Origin of the sequence: Humibacter ginsenosidimutans (assembly GCF_007859675.1) — a bacterium.
GTDB classification, from domain to species: Bacteria; Actinomycetota; Actinomycetes; order Actinomycetales; family Microbacteriaceae; genus Humibacter; species Humibacter ginsenosidimutans.
This window is the reverse complement of record NZ_CP042305.1, coordinates 4,083,515-4,106,509: the sequence shown is the minus strand read 5'-3', so window position 1 is coordinate 4,106,509 and position 22,995 is coordinate 4,083,515. Positions and strand designations below refer to the sequence as shown.

Annotated in this window: 23 protein-coding genes; 14 read left to right on the top strand and 9 right to left on the bottom strand. The window is 68.9% G+C overall.

Annotated features, from left to right (window positions below):
* Positions 1-24: 24 nt before the first annotated feature.
* The 3 genes from FPZ11_RS18755 to FPZ11_RS18745 are packed head-to-tail and all read left to right on the top strand — an operon-like array spanning position 25 to position 2,782.
* Positions 25-1,488 (top strand): dihydrolipoyl dehydrogenase family protein, encoded by a 1,464-nt coding sequence (locus FPZ11_RS18755; RefSeq protein WP_146322519.1) that lies wholly within the window; start codon positions 25-27, stop codon positions 1,486-1,488.
* Positions 1,485-1,901 carry a Fe-S oxidoreductase gene (locus FPZ11_RS18750; protein WP_246846411.1) on the top strand — a complete coding sequence of 139 codons (417 nt, stop codon included), beginning with the start codon at positions 1,485-1,487 and terminating at the stop codon, positions 1,899-1,901. Before FPZ11_RS18755 ends, FPZ11_RS18750 begins: the two co-directional genes overlap by 4 nt.
* Complete coding sequence (locus tag FPZ11_RS18745) at positions 1,898-2,782, top strand: SDR family NAD(P)-dependent oxidoreductase (RefSeq protein ID WP_146322518.1); 885 nt, start codon at positions 1,898-1,900, stop codon at positions 2,780-2,782. The genes FPZ11_RS18750 and FPZ11_RS18745 overlap by 4 nt, the downstream gene beginning before the upstream one ends.
* A 120-nt stretch (positions 2,783-2,902) precedes the next feature.
* Here FPZ11_RS18745 and FPZ11_RS18740 read toward each other — a convergent pair whose 3' ends face one another.
* The gene (locus FPZ11_RS18740) at positions 2,903-3,364 is read right to left on the bottom strand and encodes an SIP domain-containing protein (protein WP_146322517.1); all 462 of its coding nucleotides are present in this window, start codon (positions 3,362-3,364) and stop codon (positions 2,903-2,905) included.
* Between the two features lie 95 nt (positions 3,365-3,459).
* The gene (locus FPZ11_RS18735) at positions 3,460-4,887 is read right to left on the bottom strand and encodes an amidase (protein WP_146322516.1); all 1,428 of its coding nucleotides are present in this window, start codon (positions 4,885-4,887) and stop codon (positions 3,460-3,462) included.
* Positions 4,888-5,209: 322 nt separating this feature from the next.
* On the opposite strand from FPZ11_RS18735, the gene FPZ11_RS18730 reads away from it, so the two are divergent.
* Genes FPZ11_RS18730 through FPZ11_RS18720 form a run of 3 tightly spaced genes read left to right on the top strand, consistent with a single transcriptional unit; the run spans position 5,210 to position 7,250 of the window.
* On the top strand, positions 5,210-5,572 hold the full coding sequence (locus FPZ11_RS18730) for a GntR family transcriptional regulator (protein ID WP_246846410.1): 363 nt from the start codon (positions 5,210-5,212) through the stop codon (positions 5,570-5,572).
* Positions 5,569-6,486 (top strand): ABC transporter ATP-binding protein, encoded by a 918-nt coding sequence (locus FPZ11_RS18725; protein ID WP_146322514.1) that lies wholly within the window; start codon positions 5,569-5,571, stop codon positions 6,484-6,486. Before FPZ11_RS18730 ends, FPZ11_RS18725 begins: the two co-directional genes overlap by 4 nt.
* The gene (locus FPZ11_RS18720; protein WP_146322513.1) at positions 6,483-7,250 is read left to right on the top strand and encodes a hypothetical protein; all 768 of its coding nucleotides are present in this window, start codon (positions 6,483-6,485) and stop codon (positions 7,248-7,250) included. The genes FPZ11_RS18725 and FPZ11_RS18720 overlap by 4 nt, the downstream gene beginning before the upstream one ends.
* A gap of 220 nt (positions 7,251-7,470) precedes the next feature.
* On the opposite strand, the gene FPZ11_RS18715 is transcribed toward FPZ11_RS18720, so the two are convergent.
* Positions 7,471-8,049: a GNAT family N-acetyltransferase gene (locus FPZ11_RS18715; protein WP_146322512.1), complete on the bottom strand. Its 579-nt coding sequence runs from the start codon at positions 8,047-8,049 to the stop codon at positions 7,471-7,473.
* A gap of 112 nt (positions 8,050-8,161) precedes the next feature.
* Between FPZ11_RS18715 and cls the strand changes: the two genes are divergently transcribed.
* Positions 8,162-9,622: a cardiolipin synthase gene (gene cls, locus FPZ11_RS18710; RefSeq protein ID WP_146322511.1), complete on the top strand. Its 1,461-nt coding sequence runs from the start codon at positions 8,162-8,164 to the stop codon at positions 9,620-9,622.
* 59 nt (positions 9,623-9,681) lie between these two features.
* Here cls and FPZ11_RS18705 read toward each other — a convergent pair whose 3' ends face one another.
* The 4 genes from FPZ11_RS18705 to FPZ11_RS18690 are packed head-to-tail and all read right to left on the bottom strand — an operon-like array spanning position 9,682 to position 12,705.
* Positions 9,682-10,332 (bottom strand): uracil-DNA glycosylase, encoded by a 651-nt coding sequence (locus tag FPZ11_RS18705; RefSeq protein ID WP_146323007.1) that lies wholly within the window; start codon positions 10,330-10,332, stop codon positions 9,682-9,684.
* A 41-nt stretch (positions 10,333-10,373) separates the two neighbouring features.
* The gene (locus FPZ11_RS18700; RefSeq protein ID WP_146322510.1) at positions 10,374-11,093 is read right to left on the bottom strand and encodes a Type 1 glutamine amidotransferase-like domain-containing protein; all 720 of its coding nucleotides are present in this window, start codon (positions 11,091-11,093) and stop codon (positions 10,374-10,376) included.
* Complete coding sequence (locus FPZ11_RS18695) at positions 11,090-11,920, bottom strand: potassium channel family protein (RefSeq protein ID WP_146322509.1); 831 nt, start codon at positions 11,918-11,920, stop codon at positions 11,090-11,092. Before FPZ11_RS18695 ends, FPZ11_RS18700 begins: the two co-directional genes overlap by 4 nt.
* Before the next feature lie 2 nt (positions 11,921-11,922).
* Positions 11,923-12,705 (bottom strand): SDR family oxidoreductase, encoded by a 783-nt coding sequence (locus FPZ11_RS18690; RefSeq protein ID WP_210415920.1) that lies wholly within the window; start codon positions 12,703-12,705, stop codon positions 11,923-11,925.
* Positions 12,706-12,847: 142 nt separating this feature from the next.
* Between FPZ11_RS18690 and FPZ11_RS18685 the strand changes: the two genes are divergently transcribed.
* The 3 genes from FPZ11_RS18685 (at position 12,848) to metX (ending at position 16,929) form a co-directional block, all read left to right on the top strand.
* On the top strand, positions 12,848-13,981 hold the full coding sequence (locus tag FPZ11_RS18685; protein WP_146322508.1) for an acyltransferase family protein: 1,134 nt from the start codon (positions 12,848-12,850) through the stop codon (positions 13,979-13,981).
* Positions 13,982-14,094: 113 nt separating this feature from the next.
* A complete protein-coding gene (locus FPZ11_RS18680; RefSeq protein WP_146322507.1) occupies positions 14,095-15,423 on the top strand; it encodes a bifunctional o-acetylhomoserine/o-acetylserine sulfhydrylase in 1,329 nt (442 codons plus the stop codon).
* A 300-nt stretch (positions 15,424-15,723) separates the two neighbouring features.
* Positions 15,724-16,929, top strand: a complete 1,206-nt coding sequence (metX, locus tag FPZ11_RS18675) for a homoserine O-acetyltransferase MetX (RefSeq protein WP_146322506.1) — start codon at positions 15,724-15,726, stop codon at positions 16,927-16,929.
* Here metX and FPZ11_RS18670 read toward each other — a convergent pair.
* Positions 16,892-17,338: a hypothetical protein gene (locus FPZ11_RS18670; protein ID WP_146322505.1), complete on the bottom strand. Its 447-nt coding sequence runs from the start codon at positions 17,336-17,338 to the stop codon at positions 16,892-16,894. The two genes, metX and FPZ11_RS18670, sit on opposite strands and share 38 nt — an antisense overlap.
* A 185-nt stretch (positions 17,339-17,523) precedes the next feature.
* Here FPZ11_RS18670 and sigJ point away from each other — a divergent pair, with 185 nt between their 5' ends.
* From sigJ to FPZ11_RS18650, 4 genes are all read left to right on the top strand, one after another.
* The gene (gene sigJ, locus FPZ11_RS18665) at positions 17,524-18,531 is read left to right on the top strand and encodes an RNA polymerase sigma factor SigJ (RefSeq protein ID WP_146322504.1); all 1,008 of its coding nucleotides are present in this window, start codon (positions 17,524-17,526) and stop codon (positions 18,529-18,531) included.
* A gap of 130 nt (positions 18,532-18,661) precedes the next feature.
* Complete coding sequence (locus FPZ11_RS18660) at positions 18,662-19,828, top strand: sensor histidine kinase (protein WP_146322503.1); 1,167 nt, start codon at positions 18,662-18,664, stop codon at positions 19,826-19,828.
* Positions 19,825-20,970 (top strand): hypothetical protein, encoded by a 1,146-nt coding sequence (locus FPZ11_RS18655; protein ID WP_146322502.1) that lies wholly within the window; start codon positions 19,825-19,827, stop codon positions 20,968-20,970. Before FPZ11_RS18660 ends, FPZ11_RS18655 begins: the two co-directional genes overlap by 4 nt.
* A gap of 49 nt (positions 20,971-21,019) precedes the next feature.
* Complete coding sequence (locus tag FPZ11_RS18650) at positions 21,020-21,676, top strand: response regulator (protein WP_302849654.1); 657 nt, start codon at positions 21,020-21,022, stop codon at positions 21,674-21,676.
* Between the two features lie 12 nt (positions 21,677-21,688).
* Here the strand turns inward: FPZ11_RS18650 and FPZ11_RS18645 are convergent, their stop codons facing one another.
* On the bottom strand, positions 21,689-22,969 hold the full coding sequence (locus FPZ11_RS18645; protein ID WP_146322501.1) for an MFS transporter: 1,281 nt from the start codon (positions 22,967-22,969) through the stop codon (positions 21,689-21,691).
* Positions 22,970-22,995: the final 26 nt, after the last annotated feature.

Sequence of the window (22,995 nt, the reverse complement as noted above, 5' to 3'; positions counted from 1 at the left end):
CGCGCCGCGGATACGCTCGAGACCGTGACTGAGATCGAGTACGACGTCGTCGTCATCGGCGCGGGCGCGATCGGCGAGAACGTCGCCGACCGTGCCGTGCAGGGTGGCATGAGAACCGTGATCATCGAATCCGAACTGGTCGGCGGTGAGTGTTCGTACTGGGCGTGCATGCCGTCGAAGGCGCTGCTGCGCAGCGCGGCTCTGGTGCGCACCGCACGCGACGTCGACGGCGCGAAGCAGGCGGTCACGGGCGATCTCGACGTAGCCGCCGTGCTGCGCCGTCGCGACAAGGTGACCAGGCATTGGAAAGACGACGGCCAGGTCGAATGGCTGAACGGCGCGAACATCGACCTCGTGCGCGGCCACGCACGGCTGGCCGGCCCGAAGCGCGTGGAGGTCACGGCACCCGACGGCTCGGTCACGACGATCACCGCCGCGCATGCCGTCGCCGTCTGCACGGGCTCGGCCGCGCTGCTGCCCGACATTCCGGGCCTCGCCGAGGCCGACCCGTGGACCAGTCGCGACGCCACGAGCGTTCAGGAGGTGCCGTCGTCGCTCGCGATCATCGGCGGCGGCGTGGTCGCCGTCGAGATGGCGACCGCGTACGCGGGCTTCGGGGTCGAGGTCACGGTCATCGCCCGCAGCGGCCTGCTGACGAAGAACGAGCCCTTCGCGGGCGAGCTCGTGCAGCAGTCGCTCGAAGACCTGGGCGCGAGCGTCACGATCGGCGCCTCCCCCACGCGCGTCAGGCGCGACGAAGGCACAGGCCAGGTCACGATCGAGCTCGACGACGGCACGTCCGTCACCGCGGACGAGGTGCTCGTGGCCACCGGCCGCGTACCCGTCACGATCGACCTCGGCCTCGAGACCATCGGGCTCACCCCGGGCGACTGGCTGCCCACCGACGACTCGCTGCGCGTGCTCGGCGCCGACGGCGGCGTATTCGACGGCGCGGGCGAGGATGCCTGGCTCTACGCCGCGGGCGACGTCACCCACCGCGCCCTCCTCACCCACCAGGGCAAATACGACGCCCGCATCGCCGGCGACGCCATCGCCGCCCGCGCCAACGGCAGAACGCTCTCGCTCACGCCGTGGTCGACCCACGCTGCGACCGCCGATCACGCCGCCGTGCCGCAGGTGACGTTCACCGACCCGGAGGTGGCGTCTGTGGGGCTGAGCGCCGCGGAGGCGGAGCGCGCGGGCATCCGCACCCGCGTCGTCGACTACGACATCTCGTGGGTCGCCGGCGCGACCATCGCCAGCGACAAGTACGTGGGCCGCGCCCGCATGGTCGTGGACGAAGACCGCCGTGTCCTCGTCGGCGCCACGTTCGTCGGCCTCGATGTGGGCGAGCTGCTGCACTCCGCCACGATCGCCGTGGTGGGCGAGGTGACCATCGATCGTCTGTGGCACGCGGTGCCGTCGTACCCGACGTTGAGCGAGGTGTGGCTGCGGCTGCTCGAGGCGTACGGGCGCCCCACGGAATGAGCGACACCCGCCTCGACCGCGCGGTGGTGAATGCGCTGAGCGGCCTGCTCGAGGTGCCGAGGCTCCTGTTGGTCGACTCCGGCATCTCCCGGCTCGGCTACTGGTACGCCACGGCGGTCGGCTTCACCTGGGGGTTTCTCTGGAGTGTCGGCCGCGTCGAGCGCCGTCATGGCCTGTGGGTGTTTCGAGGGATGCCTCGCCGCACCTTCGGCCGCGGGGGATCGTGCGTGGGCGGCTGCTATCTCACCGCGCAGAACGTCACCGACGACGTGCTCGACCATGAGGCCGCGCACAAGCGCCAGTGGCAGCGGTACGGCATGCTCTTTCCTGCGCTGTACTTCGCAGCGGGACGCGACCCGCTGCGCAATCGGTTCGAGATCGAGGCGGGCCTCGAGAAGGGTGGATACCTGTGAGCGGAGAGCGGCCCGGGCCGGCTGGCGACGAACGTCGCACCATCGTCATCACGGGTGCCAGCTCCGGCATCGGTGAGCATGCCGCGCAGACTCTCGCCGCCGAGGGCGCGCGGGTCGCGGTCGTCGGACGCAACCCGGAACGCACCCGCGCCGTCGCCGATCGCATCGGAGCCGAACCTTTCATCGCGGATTTCGAGCGACTCGACGACGTGCGCCGCCTGGCATCCGAGCTGCTGGCCCGCCTCGACCGCATCGACGTGCTCGCGCACAACGCGGGTGGGCTCTACAGCAGGCGCGAGACAACCGTCGACGGGCACGAGCGCACGATCCAGACCAACCACCTCGCACCGTTCCTGCTGACCCGTCTGCTGCACGACCGCCTCGTGCAGAGTGCGCACGAGGCGCCGGTGCGCGTCATCAGCACGGCCAGCATGGCCAACCTGTTCGGCTCGTTGCGCCTCGACGACCTCGACTGGCTGCAGCGGCCGTGGCGGGGTGGATGGCAGGCGTATGGAACCTCGAAACTCGCCACCATCCTGTTCGCGCGCGAGCTCGGCGAACGTCTCACCGGAACCGGCATCACGGTCTACTCGTTCCATCCGGGCACGATCGTGACGCGCTTCGGCGGGCAGTCCCCGCTCATCCGATTCGGCAACGCCGTCACCGCCGGGCACTACGGACGTTCGACGGCCGACGGCGCCGCGCCGCTTCTGGCGCTCATCGGGGCGGAGACACCAGGTGCGCCGACGGGCACCTACTTCGACCGCTTCACACCGAACGGCCGCGTGAACTCCCAGGCGCACAACCCGCAACTGGCGCGCGACCTGTGGGCCGCGACCGAGAGGATGCTCGGCCTCGGCGATTCCGCACCCGAGGGTTGAGGAGCACGCGGCTTGCCACGCGCGTCTCGAAACCCGCCGACGTTGAACTCGCAGCGACGTGTCGGGTTTCGAGACGCACCGCTGCGCGGTGCTCCGGGGCCCACGGGATGGGGCTGGCGCTCAGTTGCGGTGCAGAGTGAACCGGTCGGGCGCGGTGATCTGGGCGTCGGGCATGCCTGCACGCTCGGCGAGCACCTCGTAGGCGGCGCTCACGGCGCGGTATTCACCGGTGAGGATGGCCTGCGTGTCGCCGGGGCCGTCGCACAGCATTTCGGCGCTCCAGGCGCGCACCGCTCGACCGAGAGCCTGTCCGGGAGCGCAACGCTCGCCCGTGCCTGGGCGTCCGCCGCGCGTGGAGCGCGGCAGCCACGCGACCGTCATGCGCATCGGCACCTGCAGCTCGAATGCATCCTTCGGTTCCGGGATCTCCACGAACACCCGACCCTTGGCGCACAGCGGCAGCAGCGCGAGCTCGCTCTGCAGCTCGGCGAGAGAGGTCTCGTCTCCCGTCACGACGAACTGCACGCGGTCGTCGCGATGCGCGGTCGCGCCGGTGTGCGCTGAGTGGTCGGGTCGATACATGGTGATTCCAGTATAAGGGCAGCCTTACCTAAGCGAGTCCGACCATTGACCCCACGCCGCCTTTGAGCTCCCTGGACGAGAGCGCCGGTATCCGCTCACCACACGGGCGGCCGGCGGTGCTGCCAGCCGATGCGGCGCTGCAGCTGCGCTCCGAGCGCGAGCAGCGCAGCCTCTCCCCCCGGTCGACCGATGAGCTGCACGCCCATCGGAAGCCCGTCGGATGTCTGCCACACCGGCAGCGTGATGGCCGGCAGTCCGCTCACGTTGAGCATCGACGTGAACGGGGTGTACTGCACCTGTTGCGCGAAGTTGCGTTCGGCATCCTCGGCGTCGTACCACCCGATCGGCCGCGGCGTCATCGCCAGGGCGGGTGTGAGCACGGCGTCGAAGGAGGACAGCTGGCGGATGAGCGAGCGCTCGTAGGCGGTCAGGGCGGCGAGCGCGCCGCTCAACTCGGCCGCGCCGAGCGCACGTCCCTGCTCGACCAGCCAACGCGTCAGCGGTTCGAGCAGGTTCAGCGCGTCGCCCTCGGCCGGGATGCGGGCGGCGCCGGCCTTCCAGATCGTGATGAATGCGGGTGCGTACGTCGGATCGGAGGTGAGCGCCGTCTGCTCGATGCCGTGGCCGAGCGCCGCGAACGCGTCGACGGCGGCGTCCAGGGCTGCGCTGGCATCCGGATCGATGGTGATCTCGTAGTCGAGATCCCACGCGCTGGTCGTCATCACGCCGAGCTGGTAGCGGCCCTCGCCGCGCACGGCGGCCGGCAGGAACGCGCTGTCGTCCCCTGGCGCGCGGGTCGCGAAGCGGTGGTCGACGCGGCCGTTCGTGCGCGCCATCATGCCGTCGAGCAGCAGTGCGGCATCCTCGACCGTGCGGGCGATCGGACCGCCGACGACAAGGCCGCCGAGCGACTCGAGCCCGCTCGCCGACGGAACGCGGCCGCGGGAGGGCTTGAGTCCGACCACCCCGCACGCGGCGGCGGGGATGCGGATCGACCCGCCGCCGTCCGATCCCGGCGCGAACGGCAGCATGCCGCTCGCCACAGCGGCAGCCGCTCCCCCACTGGAGCCTCCGGCGCCGCGCGTGAGGTCCCACGGCGTGCGCACCGGCGGCGCGACCAGTGTCTCGGTGTAGGCGGGCAGGCCGAACTCCGGGGCGCCGGTCTTGCCGAGGCTGACGGCGCCCGCGGCATCCAGGTCGAGAACGATCTCGTCCGACTCGTCGGGCACGTAGCCGGTGAGCAGCCGCGATCCGAAGCCTGCGGGCACGTCCTTGCGGCGCCAGAGGTCTTTGTCGCCGAACGGCAGTCCCCACAGGGGCGATGTGCGGGGAACGGATGCCGCCACCTGTGCCGCCCGCTCGCGCGCGGCATCCGGGGTCACCGTCACGAAGGCACCGACCTGCGGGTTCAGCGCCTCGATGCGGCCGAGGTAGTGCTCGACCAGCTCCAGCGGCGTCACCTCGCCCTTCTGCAGCAGGTTCCACTGGGCGAGGGCGGTCAGCTCGTGCAGTTCGTCGGCCATGCGTTGAGCCTAGGGGCGGCGTCCCGTCCCGACATCCGTGGACTGTCGCATCGCCGCGCCGTACGGGCTCCACCCGTACGACCCCGGCACTCAGTCCCGCCGCACAGCCCCGCCGCGTTCAAAACTCAGGACGAACCGACGGCCGAATCACCGTGGCCCCCACGAGTTCCGTCTTCGCTCCATGCCGCGGAGAGCTTGCTCCTGAGTTTTGCACGGAGCGTCGACACCGTTGCGCACTCGCGATGCCCTCGCCGTTCGATACCGGGCGTTGACACCGCCTCTTCGGTTAGTTACTCTACTAATGAACCAACGAGGAGAGCCGGTGATCGACGAAGGCAAACCGATCTTCCAGCAGATCGCGGAACAGATCGAGAACGACATCATCTCGGGCACATTGCCCGAGGAGAGTCAGGTGCCGTCCACGAACGAGTTCGCGTCGTTCCACCGCATCAACCCGGCGACGGCCGGCAAGGGCGTCGGGCTGCTGGTCGACGACGGCATCCTCTACAAGAAGCGCGGGATCGGCATGTTCGTCGCCGCCGGGGCCCGAGAACGACTGCTGGCGAAACGACGCGAGAGCTTTCGCGCCGACTTCGTGGTGCCGCTCATCGCCGAGGCGAAGAGCCTGGGCATCACGCCGGCTCAACTCCAGCACCTCATCACCCACGAAGGAGAAGCATCGTGACCACATCGACCGCCCCCGTGGTCGAGATCAGCGGGCTCACCAAGCGATTCGGCGATGTCACCGCGCTCGACGACGTGAGCCTCACGTTCAAGACCGACGCCATCACCGGCCTGCTCGGCCGCAACGGCGCAGGCAAGACCACGTTGATGCAGACCGTCACCGGCCAGGATTTCGCCAGCTCGGGCGAGATCCGTGTCTTCGGCGAGCACCCCGTCGAGAACGCCCGGGTGCTCTCGCGGCTCTCGTTCATCAAGGAGAACCAGAAGTACCCCGACGAATTCAAGCCGAAGCACGTGTTCGGCTGCGCGCCCTGGTTCTACGAGAACTGGGACGCCGACTTCGCCGCACAGCTCATCGACGACTTCCAGCTGCCGCTGAACCGGCGCATCAAGAAGCTCTCGCGCGGCCAGCTCTCCGCCGTCGGCGTCATCGTGGGGCTCGCGGCGCGCGCGCCGCTGACGTTCTTCGACGAGCCGTACCTCGGGCTGGATGCCGTGGCCAGGCAGATCTTCTACGACCGCCTGCTCGCCGACTACTCCGAGCATCCGCGCACGATCATCCTCTCCACACACCTGATCGACGAGGTGGCGAACATCCTCGAACACGTCGTCGTCATCGACAAGGGCCGCATCATCATGAACCAGTCGGCGGAGGCGGCACGCGACTCCGCCACCACCGTGGTCGGCTCCCGCGGTGCGGTCGACGCGTTCGTCGCGGGACGCACGGTGCTGCACCGCGAGGGCGTCGGCGGGCTGGCCTCCGTGACGGTCGAACGGCTGGATGCCGACGAGCGCCGGGATGCCGTGGCCGCCGGCCTCGAGCTCGCTCCCGTTTCGCTGCAGCAGCTCATCGTGCGCACCACCAACTCCGCCGCAGCCGACTTCGGCGCGGCCGACAGGGAGGCACTGTCATGACCGCCGTCAGCACTACCGCCGCGCTGGCGGACTCTGCACCGATCCCCGGTGCAGGTCACCGCATCTGGACCATCACGCGGTTGCACTTCGCCAACAGGTTCTCGATGATGGCGCTGCCGTGGATGATCCTCGGCTTCGTCTGGCTCGTGAACATGGTGATCTGGATCTCGATCTTCGCGGCGACGCACGAGCAGCTCGAGGGCACCGAATGGTCGGGCGCGACGATGTACATCTTCGTGTACTTCGCGATCGCGGCCGTGCAGGCGATGAACCTCACGTTCCGGTTCGCGGTGGGCATGTCGGCCACGCGCAGGGACTACTACCTCGGCACGGTGCTGGCCTTCGTGCTGCAGGGCCTGTTCTTCGCGGTCGCCTGCACGCTGCTCTCGTACGTCGAGGACTGGACGCACGGCTACGGCATGAGCGCCCACATGTTCAGCAACGTGTACTTCGGCACCGGGCCGGTCTGGGAGCGGCTGTTCGCCACGTTCGCGGCGTTCATGGTCTGCTTCACCCTCGGTGCCCTCGCAGGCAGCGTCTACGTGCGGTGGCGCGCCAACGGCCTCTACACGCTGGGCGCGATCGTGGTGCTGATCCTCGCGGGCCTGATCGCTGCGGCCACCCTCACGTCATCGTGGCCCGCCGTCGGACAGTGGTTCCTGCAGGTGCGCGCCGTCGGGGTCGTCGCGTGGCTGCTGATCCCGGCAGCGGTCAGCCTGGTGCTCGGCTACTTCGTGCTGCGCAAGGCGCCATCGCGAGCCTGACGACTGCGAGCGCGCCGAACTGGACGAGGCCTGCGGCATCCGACTTCCGGATGCGGCAGGCCTCGATTCGTGTACAGCGTCGTGTCGTTCGCCTCCATGCGAGGCGCCCGGCGGTGACGGTGAGGCCACTGTAGGACGGCCGCGCGGCATCCGGTCGCAATTATCACGAATCGATAACGACGCCCAGGCGAATTCATAGGAACGCCTCGCGTGCGCGGTGCTACTTGAGGCTCTTCTGCATCAGCACGGTGCCCAGCCAGCGGTCGAATTTGAAGCCGACGCGGCCCATGCTGCCCACCTGCTTGAAGCCGAACGCGCGGTGCATGGCGATGGATGCCTCGGCCCCCTGATCCGCGATCACCGCGATCATCTCCTTGAGGCCTGCAGCCTTCGAAGCGTCGACGAGCGCCCTCATCAGCGCCGTGCCGAGTCCCTTTCCCGTCGACGCCTGCCCCAGATAGATCGAGTTCTCCACCGTGAACCGGTAGGCGGCCTTCTGCTTCCACGGAGTGACCAGTGCATAGCCGAGGATCTGTCCACTCGGCGACGCGGCGACCAGGAACGGCATGCCGATCTTGCGCAGATGGGCGTACTTCGCCTTCCACGCCTTGATCGACATGGTGTCTTCGTCGAACGTGACGGTGCTGTTCGTCACGTAATAGTTGTAGATCTCGCGGATGTGCGGAAGGTCGGCGGGCGTGGCATCCCGGATCTCGTAGCTGAACGGCGCCTCCGGTGCCTCGGGCTTGCGCAGATGCGGCGGCAGCACCCGTCGTGACTCGTACTCCTCCTGCAGCATCGTTACAGGCTAACCGCGGCGTGTTGCGGCCGTGTTTCCGCACCCGAAACGGGCGATGAGCACCCAGAACGGGTTATGACGTGGCGTTCGAACGCGCCCTAGGGTTCCAGGTATGCATTCGCTGCTGCTGTCGAATCTGTTCTGGGGATTCGGCTGGGTCGTCGTTCTGATCATCGACGTGCTCGCGCTCATCTACATCCCCAGGGACCGCAAGCCCACCGCGGCGATGGCGTGGCTGCTGCTGATCCTCATCGTGCCGCTCGTCGGACTCGTCATCTATCTGCTGATCGGCAACTTCCGGCTGCCGGCGAAGCGGCGCAACGAGCAGGCGCGCATCGACGAGATCATCCGCTCGCGCGTGCAGCGCGGAGGGGATGACCCCGGTTGGCCCCGCTGGTTCCAGCGTGTCGCGGAGCAGAACGAGACGCTGACGAGCCTGCCCGCCGTCGCCGGGAACGGGGCGAGCCTGATCGACGACTACCAGGCATCCATGGATGCCATGGCAGCCGCCATCGACACGGCGAACGACTGGGTGCACGTCGAGTTCTACATCGTGGCGTGGGACGACACCACGCGCGGCTTCTTCTCGGCGATGGAACGTGCCGTTCAGCGCGGCGTCACCGTTCGGCTGCTGGCCGATTTCATCGCGACGCGCAAGATCCCGAACTCCGACAAGACCTTCGCCGAGCTCGATCGCATCGGCGTGAAGTGGTCGTTCATGCTGCCGGTGCAGCCGTTCAAGGGCAAGTTCCAGCGTCCCGACCTGCGCAACCACCGCAAGCTCCTCGTGGTCGACGGCCGCGTCGGGTTCATGGGGTCGCAGAACCTCATCTCCCGCGACTACAACTCGCCGAAGAACATCAAACGCGGCCTCAAGTGGCAGGAGCTCATGACCCGGCTCGACGGCCCGGTGGTCGCCCAGGTGAACACCGTGTTCCTCTCCGACTGGGTGATCGAGACCGGCGAGGATGTCTCGGCGAGCGAACACCTGGCGGCCTCCGACATCGCGCCGGCCGCCGAGAACCTCACCTGCCAGCTCGTGCCGTCGGGGCCGGCATACGAGACGGAGAACAACCTGCGGCTGTTCCTCTCGCTCATCCACGCCGCCACGGAGCGGGTCATCCTCACCAGCCCGTACTTCGTGCCGGACGAGGCGATGGTGTACGCCATCACGACCGCGTGCCAGCGCGGGCTCGACGTGCAGCTGTTCGTCTCCGAGATCGGCGACCAGGGGCTCGTGTACCACGCGCAGCGCTCGTACTATCGAACGCTGCTGGCGGCGGGCGTGCGCATCTTCCTCTATCCCGCGCCGTTCATCCTGCACGCCAAGCACTTCTCGATCGACGACGACGTCGCCGTCATCGGGTCGAGCAACATGGACATCCGGTCGTTCAGCCTGAACGCCGAGATGTCGATGCTCGTGCGCGGTGCGTCGTTCGTGCAGGCCATGCGCCGGGTCGAACAGAAATACCGGGATGCCGGCCGCGAGCTCACGCTCGAGGAGTGGGAACGCGAACCCGCGCACTCGACGTTCCTCGACGGCCTGGCGAGGCTGACCTCTGCCTTGAACTGACCGAAGGGCGTTGTCCTACTCAGCTCGCTTCGCTCGCTCAGGGAGCATGCGAGCGGGTGTCAGCTCAGCGACCAGTCGACGGGCTGCGCGCCCTGACGAACGAGCAACTCGTTCGCGCGGCTGAACGGCTTCGAGCCGAAGAAGCCGCCGTTCGCGGAGAGCGGGCTGGGGTGCGGTGAGGTGATGACAGGGGTCTGGCCGAGCAGGGGGCGCAGATTCGCGGCATCCCTTCCCCAGAGGATCGCCACGAGCGGCGTTCCCCGCTCCACCAGTGCCCGGATGACGTGCTCGGTCACTCGCTCCCAGCCGACGCCGCGGTGCGACCCCGCCGCGCCGGGACGCACAGTGAGCACCCTGTTGAGCAGCATGATGCCGTGTTCGCTCCACGCCGTGAGGTCGCCGTGCACCGGCGGCTGCACGCCGAGGTCCTCACGCAGCTCGCGATAGATGTTCTGGAGGCTGCGCGGAATGGGGCGCACATCGCGCTCGACGGCGAACGAGAGCCCGATCGGATGCCCCGGCGTGGGGTACGGATCCTGCCCCACGATGAGCACGCGCACGTCGGCGAGCGGATACCTGAAGGCCCGCAACACGTTCGCGCCGGCAGGCAGATAGTGCCTTCCCGACGCCACTTCGGCGCGCAGCCAGTCCCCCATCGCCGCGATGTCGCCCGCGACCGGCTGCAGGACCGCGGCCCACCCAGGATCCATTTGGCCGTCGGCGGCGAGCTCGGCCAGCGTCTTCGGCGCCGTCACCGCATGCCCCGAACAAGCACTCCGCGCTCGTCTCTCGTGACCACCCACACCGTGCCTGCGCCGCCCGCGCGCAGCGGACCTGATCCCACCGCCAGCACCGTGGATTCGTCGAGCGCGATCACCTCGCCCACGGCGCCGGAGTCGACGGCGGCGATCGCCCTGGTGAGATTGCCCCACTGCACGGCGTGCGCGTCGACGGTGACGTCGATGAGCCCGAGGCCGTCTTCGACGGTGACCTCGTCGAGGTCTTCGGCAGCGTCCTCCTGCGCGACCTCGACGTCGCCGATGCGCCAGCCGCCGATCAGCGCGCGATCGGGCGCAATCGCTGCACCGGCGGAGAAGCCGAGATACGGCACCCCCGACTCGACGGCCAGACGGAGACGAGCCGCCAGCGGCTTCAGCGCGGTGAGGTAGGCGGGCGTGAGGCCCCCGCCCACGAGGATGCCGTCGGCGTCGTCGAGCGCGGCGGCGGGCATCCTCTCCCCCTCGGCCACCACAATCTGCGCCACGTCGACGGGAGAGTCGTTCGCCACCCTGCGCACGATCGCGGCGAAGGCGTCGCCTGCGTCGGCCGTGGCGCGCTCGGTCACGGTGAGCACCGCGATGCGGGCGGGGCGCTCATCGCCCGCACGCGCCACGGCCTCTGCGATGAAGCCGCCGTAGAGCGCGTCCTCCACGTCGTCACGGTGTCCGCCGCCCACCAGGAACACGCTCATCGATCGACTCCCTCTTCATTCGTCTCGTCGTCGTGGTTCGTCTCGTTCATCTCGGCTCGCGACGGCTTCCGATCCGACGGTCCATCCAGTCCGATCTCGTCGATCGCCTCGGCGACCTGCACGGCCCCACCCCGGTCATCGCCCGCGGTGCCGTCGGCGTCTCTGCTCGTCACGTGCCTGCGCACCGTGTCGTTGAGATACGACACGATCGTCGCGGTCGTGACGCCCACGATGCCCACGCCGCTGATCATCAGCATGACGGCCAGCACTCGGCCCGCCGTGGTCACCGGCACCATGTCGCCGTACCCCACGGTCGCCATGGTCACGGCCGACCAGTACAGTGCGTCGCCGAGGCTCACGATCGTCGCTCCTGGGGCTCCGCGCTCGACGAACACCACGGTGATCGAGATGGTGTAGACCCACAGCGCCACGAACGACACCGAGTAGGCGATGACCCTCGCACGCACAGCGGCGCCGGTCTTGCCCTGGAAGTACTCGATACGTCGCAGCTCGCGCAGCGCGCGGAACGGCCGGAACATGGGCACGAGCGCGGCGAGCAGATCGGGGATGTTGTGCCGCACGAACGAGCTGCGGTCGGGCGCCAGCACCAGACGCCCCACATAGTCGACCACGAAGATCGCCCAGATCACCGCGAGGATGATCCAGATGGTGCCGTGCTGCGACGGAGTAAGGCTCGAGTCGAGGCAGTGGATGCTGTAGGCCACGATGAACACCGCAGACAGCACCAGGAATGGCCAGGCGCTCAACCGCTCCCAGCGCTGTTCGGCCCGCTCTCCCTTCGCGCGGCGCTGCGCGGCCCCCGTCATGGTCAGTCTCTGCCGGCCACGCGCAGCGGTCCACGGTGCAGGCGATACGCCGCTGCCTGCGCCACCGGCTTCACCACGATCAGGTCGAGGTCGACATGCGGCGGTCTCTCCAGCGCGTCGACGATCGTGACCGCGACGTCGTGGGCGCTCAGCGGCTCGGGCACGTCGGCGTAGACCGCATCGGCGCGATCCTTGTCGCCTTGGAACCGGGTGAGCGAGAACTCCTCGGTGTGCACGAGGCCCGGCGCCACCTCGATCACGCGTAGCGGCTCGCCGTTCAGTTCCAGCCGCAGCGCCTCGGTGAGCGCGTGCTGCGCGAACTTCGCGGCGTTGTAACCGGCGCCTCCCGCATAGGCCATGTGTCCGGCCGTAGACGTGACGTTGAGGATGTCGGCGTGCCCTGTGGCCTCCGCGGCGTCACGCAGCAAGGGCAGCAGCGCGGAGATGACGTGCTTGGTGCCGAGAACGTTCACCTCGAACATCCAGCGCCAGTCGTCGTCCGAGCCGGCCTCGATCGTGTCGAGCCCCCGGGCGCCGCCCGCGTTGTTGACCACCGCGTGCACGCCACCGGTCGTCGCGAGGTGATCCCGCAACGCCTCGACCTCGGCCGGCGAGGTGACGTCGGCGGCGAAGAACCCCGTTCCCGTCTCTTCGGCGAGCGCGCGCAATCTGTCTTCCCGACGCGCCACCGCGACCACGTTCCAGCCTCTGTTGCGGAACTCTCGCACGGTCGCCGCGCCGATGCCCGAACTCGCTCCGGTCACGACCACACGCCTGGATGCCATTCCTCCATTGTGCAGGCGGCCCGTGGTGCACGGAAACCGCGGCGTGGGCATCCGCGACCTGCGCGCTCGTCCCAGGTGCGGCATCCCGAGCCCGGCCGTACCTGAGCATCCCCCATTCGGGGGTGCTCTAGCGTGGAGGGCGATGACGATCGCCGAACGAATCGCGACGACGACGCCACGTAAGGCTCGTGTCGCCTACTGGGACAACGCACGCTGGCTGGCCATCACGCTGGTCGTGATCGGCCATGCCATCCTCAAGCTGATCGCCCACTCGGATGCCGCCTACACGCTGTACCTCTTCATCTACCTCTTTCACGTGCCGGTCTTCGTCACCGTGTCCGGCTACTTCGCGAAGGCGCAGCCGCCCGGTTACCGCGGCCTCAAGCGCCTGCTCACCGACATCGTCTTTCCCTACGTCATCTTCGAGACGGTGTGGAGCCTGATCGACTGGGCCGCCACCGGAAAGCTCAGCCTCGACTACACGACCGCGAGTTGGACACTCTGGTTCCTGATCGCCCTCGGCGTGTGGCGGGTGGCGCTGCCCTACCTGGTGATGCTGCGCTACCCGCTGGTGTTCGCAATCCTCATCTCCGTCGCGGCCGGATACCTCGACAACGTCGACAGCACGCTCGCGCTGTCGAGAACGGCAGGCCTGCTGCCGTTCTTCGTGTTCGGCTGGAAGCTGCGGCACTGGAGCATCACGAAGCGGTGGCTGCAGCTGCGGACGGCGGTGGCGTGGCGCTGGCGCGCGGGCTCCATCGTGCTGTTCGGTCTCGTGTTGCTCTTCCTGGGCGCCCACATCGGTCTCTGGCGCGACCTGCTCATCCGCCGGTTCCTGCTCTACGACGAGCAGTACGACTCGTTCGGCTACGACCAATGGTGGGCGGGCGCGGTTCGGCTGCTGATGATCGGCGTCGGAGCACTGCTGACGCTGGCCTTTCTCGCGCTGGTGCCACGTCGCCGCACGATGTTCACCGCCTGGGGCGCCGCGACCATGTACATCTATCTGCTGCACAGCTTCTTCCTCTACCCGTTGCGGCAGTTCGGGCTGCTCGACGGTCACAAGCCGAGCTGGGTGTTGGCAGGCGTGATCGTGCTGTCGGTCGGCATCTCCGTTCTGCTGTCGCAACCCTTCATCAGGCGAGCGTTCCACTGGGTGATCGAACCGGACTATCCATGGCTGTTCCGTCGGCAGGCGCTGGCCCAGCTGCCGCCGCCGGCAGCGCCCGACGTGCCGGTTCCGCCCGGCACCGTACTCGTGACCGCGAAACGCTGAGTTACGCCGCATTTCGACTGTTTTGAGGCCCGGATGCCCGGCGCCTACGCTGTCTTGCAGCACCGGCGCTCGCATGCACCGGACCCACGAGCACTATCCACCGGGAGATCATCATGACCGACGCCGCGCAGTGGCAATTCGAAACCAAGCAGGTGCATTCCGGCGCCGCGCCCGATCCCGTGACCAACGCGAGGGCCACGCCGATCTACCAGACCACGTCGTACGTGTTCAACAACTCCGACCACGCGAAGAACCTCTTCGCGCTCGCCGAGTTCGGCAACATCTACACGCGCATCCAGAACCCGACGCAGGCGGTCGTCGAGGAGCGGGTCGCCGCCCTCGAGGGCGGCACCGGCGCGCTGCTGCTGGCCAGCGGCCAGTCCGCGTCCACGTTCGCGGTGCTCAACATCGCCCAGGCCGGCGATCACATCGTCTCGTCGAGCTCGATCTACGGCGGCACCTACAACCTCTTCAAGTACACGCTCGGCAAGCTCGGCATCGAGACCACGTTCGTCGAGAACCAGGACGACCCCGAAGAATGGCGTCGCGCCATCCGCCCGAACACCAAGCTGTTCTTCGCGGAGACCGTCGGCAACCCCAAGGTCAACATCCTCGACATCGAGACCATCGCCGACATCGCGCACGGCGCCGGCGTTCCGCTCATCGTCGACAACACGATCGCCACGCCGTACCTGATCCGTCCGTTCGAGCACGGCGCCGACATCATCATCCACTCGGCCACCAAGTTCCTCGGCGGCCACGGAACGACCATCGGCGGCGTCATCGTCGATGGCGGACACTTCGAATGGTCGAAGAACGTCGAGAAGTTCCCGGGCCTCACGGAGCCCGACGAGTCATACCACGGCGTGAGCTACACCCAGGCCGTCGGCGACGGACTCGCTTACATCATCAAGGCGCGCGTGCAGCTGCTGCGCGACCTCGGCTCAGCCATCGCGCCGAACAGCGCGTGGCTGCTCATCCAGGGCATCGAGACGCTGTCGCTGCGCATCGAGCGCCACGTGCAGAACGCCCAGGAGATCGCGGAGTTCCTCGAGAACCATCCCGACGTCGCCTCGGTCAACTACGCGGGACTGCCCACGAGTCCGTGGTACGCGGCCGCCAACAAGTACGCGCCCAAGGGCGTCGGCGCCGTGCTCTCGTTCGAGCTCAAGGGCGGTGTGGATGCCGGCCGCGCGCTGGTCGACAACCTCACGCTGTTCAGCCACCTCGCCAACATCGGCGACGTGCGCTCGCTCGTCATCCACCCGGCATCGACCACGCACTCGCAGCTCTCCCCCGAGGAGCAGCTCACGGCCGGCGTCACGCCGGGCCTGGTGCGCCTGTCGGTCGGCATCGAGAACATCGACGACCTGAAGGCCGACCTCGAGGCCGGCCTCGCGGCCGCCCGCGCGGTCGCCGAGAACGACAGCGTCTCCGCCTGACGTCGCTTTCGACCAACCACAGCAGGGGCTCGGCCACCACCGGGCCCCTGCTGTCTGCGCCCATCCGCTCTGTGCCTCCACCACCGGGCCGAGCCCCCACCACCGTGCCGAGCTCCCCACCACCGCGCCTCCCACCAGCCGGCCGTGCCGAAAATCGGACTTCTGCGGCCGCGGGCGGCGTGTCGACCCCTGCACACGGCGTGGCGCCGCAGAAGTCCGATTTTCGGCACGCGCCACGGAGCGCGCCAGTCGTAACAGAGCACGGTGCGCCGCCCGGCACCCGGCAGAATTGACATCACCATGGACTGGCAGACCTCCGAAGACACCGTGCCGTCGAGCTTCATCACCGACGCGCAGGCTCGCTCGCTGCTCGGCAAGCCGCGCGCGACCGGCGCGTGGCGCGAGGGCGACCCGGTCGGCGACCGGCAGTTCGCGAAGATCGGCTCGCTGGCGTTCGAGTGCGGTCGCACGCTGTCGAACATGGTCGTGGCGTACGAGACGTGGGGCACGCTCTCGTCACAGCGCGACAACGCCGTGCTCGTGCTGCATGCGCTCACCGGCGACAGCCATGTGGTGGGCGAGGCCGGGCCGGGGCATCCGACCTCGGGATGGTGGAACGGCATCGTGGGCCCCGGACTCGCGATCGACACCGACCAATGGTTCGTGGTGGCTCCGAACATGATCGGTGGATGCCAGGGGTCGAGCGGGCCGGCATCCCTCGCCCCCGACGGCATCGAGTGGGGGCCCCGCTTTCCGTACACCACGGTGCGCGACCAGGTGAACGCCCAGGCCGCGCTCTCCGACACGCTCGGCATCGACAGCTGGGCCGCCGTGATCGGCGGCTCCATGGGCGGCATGCAGTCGCTGGAGTGGGCGGTGAGCTTCCCGGAGCGCATGGAACGGGTCGCCGTGATCGCGGCGCCCCCGTTCTCCACGGCCGACCAGATCGCGCTCAACACGTTGCAGATCGAGGCGATCCGCACCGATGCCCAGTTCAGGGCCGGCCGCTACTACGACTCGGCAGACGGCGAGGGTCCGCACGCCGGACTCGCCCTCGCCCGCCGCATGGCGCTGCTCAACTACCGCAGCGCCAACGAGCTCAACGAGCGCTTCCAGCGCAGCTGGCAGAGCGGCATCAGCCCGCTCGGTGCAGGCGGGCGGTTCGCCGTCGAGTCGTACCTCGACTTCCACGGCAACAAGTTCACGCGGCGGTTCGACGCCAACAGCTACATCACCGTGGTGGGCGCCATGAGCTCGCACGACATCGGCCGCGGGCGCGGAGGGGTGGATGCGGCGCTCGGCCGCGTCACGGCATCCTCACTCGTGCTCGGCATCGACAGCGACCGGCTGTACACGGTCGACGGCCAGCGCATCATCGCAGCCGGTCTGCAGAACAGCATCCACGGCGCTCACCCGATCGTGATCCACTCGCCGTTCGGGCACGACGCCTTCCTCATCGAGGACGACCTCATCGGCCCACCGCTGCAGAGGCTTCTCGAGTCCTGAGCCCCTCGGACGCCGGGACGGCGGGACTCTGCGCCTTCAGGCGCCACACCCAGCCGAGCTGGAGCGCGATCGCGGCGAAGAGCGCGACGCCCCACGGAACGTGCAGCGCCGCCAGGTGCGCGAGTCCGAAGACGACCTGCAGCGAGACGCCGACCAGATAGCCGAGCGCGAGAGCCGCCGGACGTCGCGACCCGCCTCCTCGCCACCAGGCGAGCAGCGCGACGATCACGTACAGCACCGCCAGCGACCACGTCGTGTAGGCGGTGGCGCTGTGCACCGCCATGCCCGCTGCGCCGGAGATGAGGAGTCCGGCGGCGACGGCCGCCGCGAGTGTCGCCGCGGCGAGCAGCGTCACGACGACGCGCAGAGCGGTCAGGTATCCCGGTGTGATGGTTCTCGATGACGACATGGATGCCGCGCCTCCCTCGTTCACGTGACGACCGCGTGTCGACCGCGCCACAATGGTCCGACGACGTGCATACCCACGACGTCAGGTCGGCGACGACGGGCTGACATCCGACCGCGCTTCATCGTCGTCGTGACGAGGGCACGCGATGGCGTGCCGAGCCGGGTGCACCGCCCAGGAGGATGCCGATGACCGAACACCCGCAGGCCGGGTCCGTTCCCGGGCCGCACCACCACGATCGTGACGAACGTGATGAGCGCGGCGACCACGACGCGCGCCGCGACGCAGACGCCGACGAGCGGGTCGCCGCCGAGCGTCCGGCCCTGCTGGGCCTCGCCTACCGCCTGCTCGGCTCGCTCGCCGACGCCGAAGACGTGGTGCAGGAGGCGTTCGGCCGCTGGTACGCGATGACGCCGGAGCAACGCGGCGAGATCCGCTCCCCCGGCGCCTGGCTCAGCACAGTCGCCAGCCGCATCTGCCTCGACCTGCTGGGCTCGGCGCGCCGGCGCCGCGAACGGTACGTGGGCGAGTGGATTCCCGAGCCGGTTCCGGATGCCGTGGGCTGGGCGACCTCGACCGCCGGCGCCGCGGCATCCACCCCTTCCGACCCCGCAGAGCGCGTGACCCTCGACGAGTCGATCACCATGGCGTTCCTCGTCGTGCTCGAGGCGATGAGCCCGGCCGAGCGCGTCTCGTTCGTGCTGCACGACGTGTTCGGCTACTCGTTCGCCGAGATCGCCGAGATCGTGGGGCGCACCCCGGCGGCGTGCCGACAGCTGGCGTACTCGGCGCGACGACGGCTGAGCGCACCGCGTGAGCAGCACGGCTCAGACTCTCGGGCTCAGGACGAGGTCGTCGCAGACCTCAGGCGAGCATGGGAGCGCAAGGACATCGGCGCACTGATCGGCATCCTCGATCCGAGCGTGGTGCTCGTCGCCGACGGCGGCGGCAGGGTCAACGCCGCGCTGCACCCGATGGTGGGCGCCGAGGAGGTCGCCCGCTACTTCGTGGCCATCGCCCAGTTGGCGCCCGACCTCACGATCGAGGAGCGCACGGTGAACGGTCGACCCGGTCTCCTCGCGCTGCAGAACGGCGAAGTGGCGGCGGTGGCGGCGCTGGAGATCGTGCACGGCCGTGTGACCAACGTCTGGGCGATGCGCAATCCCGACAAGCTGCGTGCCTGGACGGGCATGTGACGACCTGACGACACACGCATCAGACGCCTCGGCACCGGCACCTCGACCCGGCCTGCGACGGCACGCGTCATAATCGTTCTGTAGTTCGCCCCGGACGCAGGAGCCGATGTCGGGCGTATCCGGAGGATCGATGACGCGCACCGTCGAAGAACGCGACCGCATGCTCGCGGTGGCGTCGAGCACGATGGGCATCCTCGCGTCGGCGGTGGCCGCGGTCTGCACCGTGCTGCCAGGTGCGCTTCCCGAGATCGAATCGACCGTGAGCGTGCTGGCGCTCTGCCTCCTCATCATCACGGCCTGCGTCGCCGTTCAGCGGCGCACGTCCCCGATCCCGATCATGGTCACGCTCGCCACCTCGGTGATCGCCATCGGCGTCGTCTGGTTCAGCGGGGGCACGAGCGGCTCAGCAGCCACCGCCATCATCATCATGCTCGACGTCACATCGGCCAGCACCGCGTTCCTCCTGGGAGCGGATGCCCGGCGCCGCGTCATTCTCGGCATCGGATTCGTCGTGGTCGTCGCCGTCACCGTGCCGACCGTGCTGTCGGTGCACGGCCCCCTGCCGACCGTGCTCTTCGCCACCGTGGGCAGCTGGGCGTTCTGCACGGGCATCGCCGTGTGGGTGGCACGCGTCGTGCCGCAGACCGTCGAACGCATCGAGGGCATGAGTGACGCCTACCGCACCGAGCGCCAGGCGAGCGAGTACGAGGCACGGCGCAGGCAGAGCGCCCGTCTGCTGCACGACACCGTGCTCGCCACCCTCACGCTGCTCGCCCACTCCGGCCGCGGAGTCGGCGAGCGTGCGCTGCGAGCGCAGGCCGCCGACGACGCCGCGCTGCTGCGCGAGCTGCGCATGGGGTACACGCCCGACCCGCAGGCCTCCGGCGACTACAACCTGCGTCAGGTGCAGGAGTCCACGCTCGGCAACACGCTCGAGACGGTCAAGCAACGGTTCGAGCGCATGGGCCTCGACGTCGCCTGGCACGGCACCGGGCACGTGCTGCTGCCCGCCGACACCCTCGACGCGTTCCTGCTCGCGCTCGCCGAGTGCCTCGAGAACGTGCGCAGGCACTCCGGCGAGTCCGAGGCGCACGTCACGATCACCGATGACGACGTGACGGTGCGCGCGATGGTGACCGACTCCGGAGTCGGGTTCGACGTGAGCGACGTCTCGCCGGGCCGCCTGGGCTTCACCGAGTCGATCGTCGCGCGCATGCGCGACGTGGGCGGCAACGCCCGCCTGTTCAGCGCGCCTGGATCCGGTACCACCGTCGTGCTGGAGGTACCCAAGGAATGAGCAGGCTCGACGCCAGGGCGACCCACATGCACAGCGGAGTGAGCCGACTGCGCACCGGCACGATGGTCATCGCCGACCTTCTCGTGGTCACCTCGATCATCCGGTTCGCCTACTTCGGGCGCCAGTACCCGCTGCCGTGGCTCGGTCTCGTCGCGCTCGCCCTGCTCGTGCTCGTCGCCGTGCTCATGTGGGTGATGCCTGCACCGCGGGACGCCCCTGTCGAACAGGGTCGCTTCGCGGGGCTCATGGCGGGATGCGCCGTCATCGTCGGCATCGACCTCGCTGCATCGTGGGCGCCCGGCTCCACCGGCGTGTTCCCCGTGACCTGCATCGGCGTCGGCGGGCTCCTCGTCGCCGCGGTCACCGTGCGGCCGCCGCGCGACATCGTGCTGGCCACGGCGGGCTTCGCCCTGGTGCTGATCGTCGTGCTCGGCCTGCAGGTGCACACCGTGCTCTCCATCGCGCCACGGCTGGCCTTCGTGGCCATCGCGTGTGCGCCGCCGATCATCGGCGTGACTCTCGTGCGCTCGTTCCGCAGCATCGTGCAGTTCCACTCCGAGATCGCGCAGACCCAGAGCACCACGATCATCGACCACGCCGTCGGAATGCTCGCCTCCGAGGAGCTCGAGCGGCTCGACCTCGCCGCCGAGCAACTGCTCGATGACGTCGCGGCCGGGCGGCAGGCGCTGCCGCTCGACCCGGAGACGGCGGCGAGGGCATCCTCTCTCGCGACGCAGCTGAGGCTGCACCTGGTCGAAGACCGCAGGCAGACCTGGCTGCACCACGCGGTCACCGAGTCGGCCGTGCTCGACCCGGTGACCGTGGTCGACGACCCCGACGGCCTCGCCGCGTCACTGAATTCGAGACAGCGCGACGGGCTGTTCTCGGCCATCTGGCTGCTCGTGGGCAGCGTGCCGAAGTCGGCGACGTCGCTGCGCATCCACCTGGCGCGGGGGGCGGATGCCGGCCCGCACGTGCAGGGGCTGCAGATCGTGATCGAAGCCACGGGCATCCCGCGACGCCAGATCGACCCGGCGGCATGGCAAGCTATTCGCAGAGTGGGGCGGTATACCGAGACCGGTCAGTCTGCGATGCTCCGTATCGAAGTAGACTGCCTGGTCGACGCCTCGGCAGATCGCTGAGGATGCCCCACCAGCGCGGTACCCGAAGCCGCGGGAGGAGGACGGACACGTGAAGGACTCAGAGCAGGCACCCATCAGGATCGCCATCGTCGACGATCATCGGATGCTGCTGGCCGCGCTCACGGAATGGATCAGGGGTGCCGCCGACGACATCGAGATGGTCGCCGCCGTCGCCACGTGGCCCGAACTGCTCACGCACGAGGCGTTCCCGGTCGACGTCGTGCTGCTCGACCTCGACCTCAAGGACAACATCCCGGTCTCGATCAAGCTGCAGGCGCTGAAAGCCGCAGGTGTGCCGACCATGCTGATGAGCGCTTACTCCGACCCGAACGTCGTGCGGGAGGCGCTCGCCGCCGGCGCACAGGGATACATCGTCAAGAGCGAGAACGCCGACATGATCGTCGAGGCCATCCGCGCGGCGGTGCGCGGCGACTCCTTCATCTCGGAGGAGCTCGACGTGGCGCTCAGCCAGAGCACGACGGGATCACCGAAGCTCAGCGCCCAGGAGCGCAGAGTGATGGCGCTGTATGGCGCGGGCGAGCCGGTGAAGTCGGTGGCGTTCAAGCTCGGCATCTCCGACGAGACGGCCAAGAGCTATCTGAAGCGCATCCGCGAGAAGTATCGCGTCGCGGGCTACGACGTCGGCACGAAGGTGGCGCTGCGCAAACGCGCCATCCTCGACGGCATCCTGCTGCAGAACGACTGACCGCGGCGCCGATCAGGCGAGGTCGACCGGCACCGTCGGGATGCCGGCGGTGTGGCCCGCGACCGGCAGCCCTCGTGCCGCGCGCACCCGGTCGAGCGTGAACGATCCGATCGCGAGCAACAGTCCGAGGAGCGTCAGCACGAGCCCCACCCAGACCGGAGCCCGATAGCCGAGTCCTGCCGCGATGGCCACACCGCCCAGGTATGCCCCGAGCGAGTTGCCGATGTTGAGCGCCGAGTGGTTGAGAGCCGCTGCGATGGACTGACTGTCGCGCGCGACATCCATCAGGCGCGTCTGGATCGCCGGCGAGATCGCCGACGACGAACCACCCACCACGAAGACGCCGAGCGCGAGCACGATCCAGTTCTGGGCCAGCAGACCGATGGCGACGAGCGCCACCATGAGCACGACGAAGAACACCAGCATGGTGCGCTTCACGCTGCGGTCCGCCATCGCACCGCCTAGGAGGTTGCCGACCGTCATTCCCAGTCCGCAGCACACCAGCATGAGCGGCACGGCACCTTCGGGAAGGCCAGCGACGTCGGTCACGATCGGCGCGATGTATGTGTACAGCGCGAAGAGTCCGCCGAAGCCGATCGCGCCGACGCCGAGGGTGAACCAGACCTGCGGCCGGGTGAAGGCCTTCAGTTCGCGACGCATGGTCGCATCGGGATTGCCCGCCTGCCACGGCACGGCGACGAACACGGCGACGAACGTGAGCGCGAAGATCACGGCGACCGCGAGATAGGCGACGCGCCATCCCGCCTGCTGCCCCAGCCAGGTGATGGCCGGCACGCCGACCACATTCGCGATGGTGAGGCCGGAGAGCACGAACGCCACGCCGCGTCCGCGTTTGCCTGGACCCATGAGGGATGCCGCCACCAGGCTCGCGATGCCGAAGTACGCTCCGTGCGGCAGCGCCGCCACGAACCGGGCGGCGAGCACGAGCGGGAACGTCGGTGCAACGGCCGCTGCCACGGTGCCGAGCGTGAACGTCACGAGCAGCCAGAGCAGCAGTCGCTTGCGGGGCCAGCGCGCCGCGGTGGCCGCGATCGTCGGTGCGCCAACGACCACGCCGAGCGCATAGGCCGAGATCATCCACCCCGCCTGGGCGTTCGCGTCGGCTGGGTTCGCCGCGTACAGCGTCGGCAGCAGGTCGGCCGCGATGTTCGGCAGCAGGCCCATCGCGACGAACTCGGTGGCACCGATGCCGAAGCCGCCGAGCGCGAGCGCGATCAGGGCAAGGCGGATTCGGGCCGGCGAGAGCGCCGGCCCGTCGACGATGGCGGGCATGAGCACCATCGTAAACGTCGCACGTT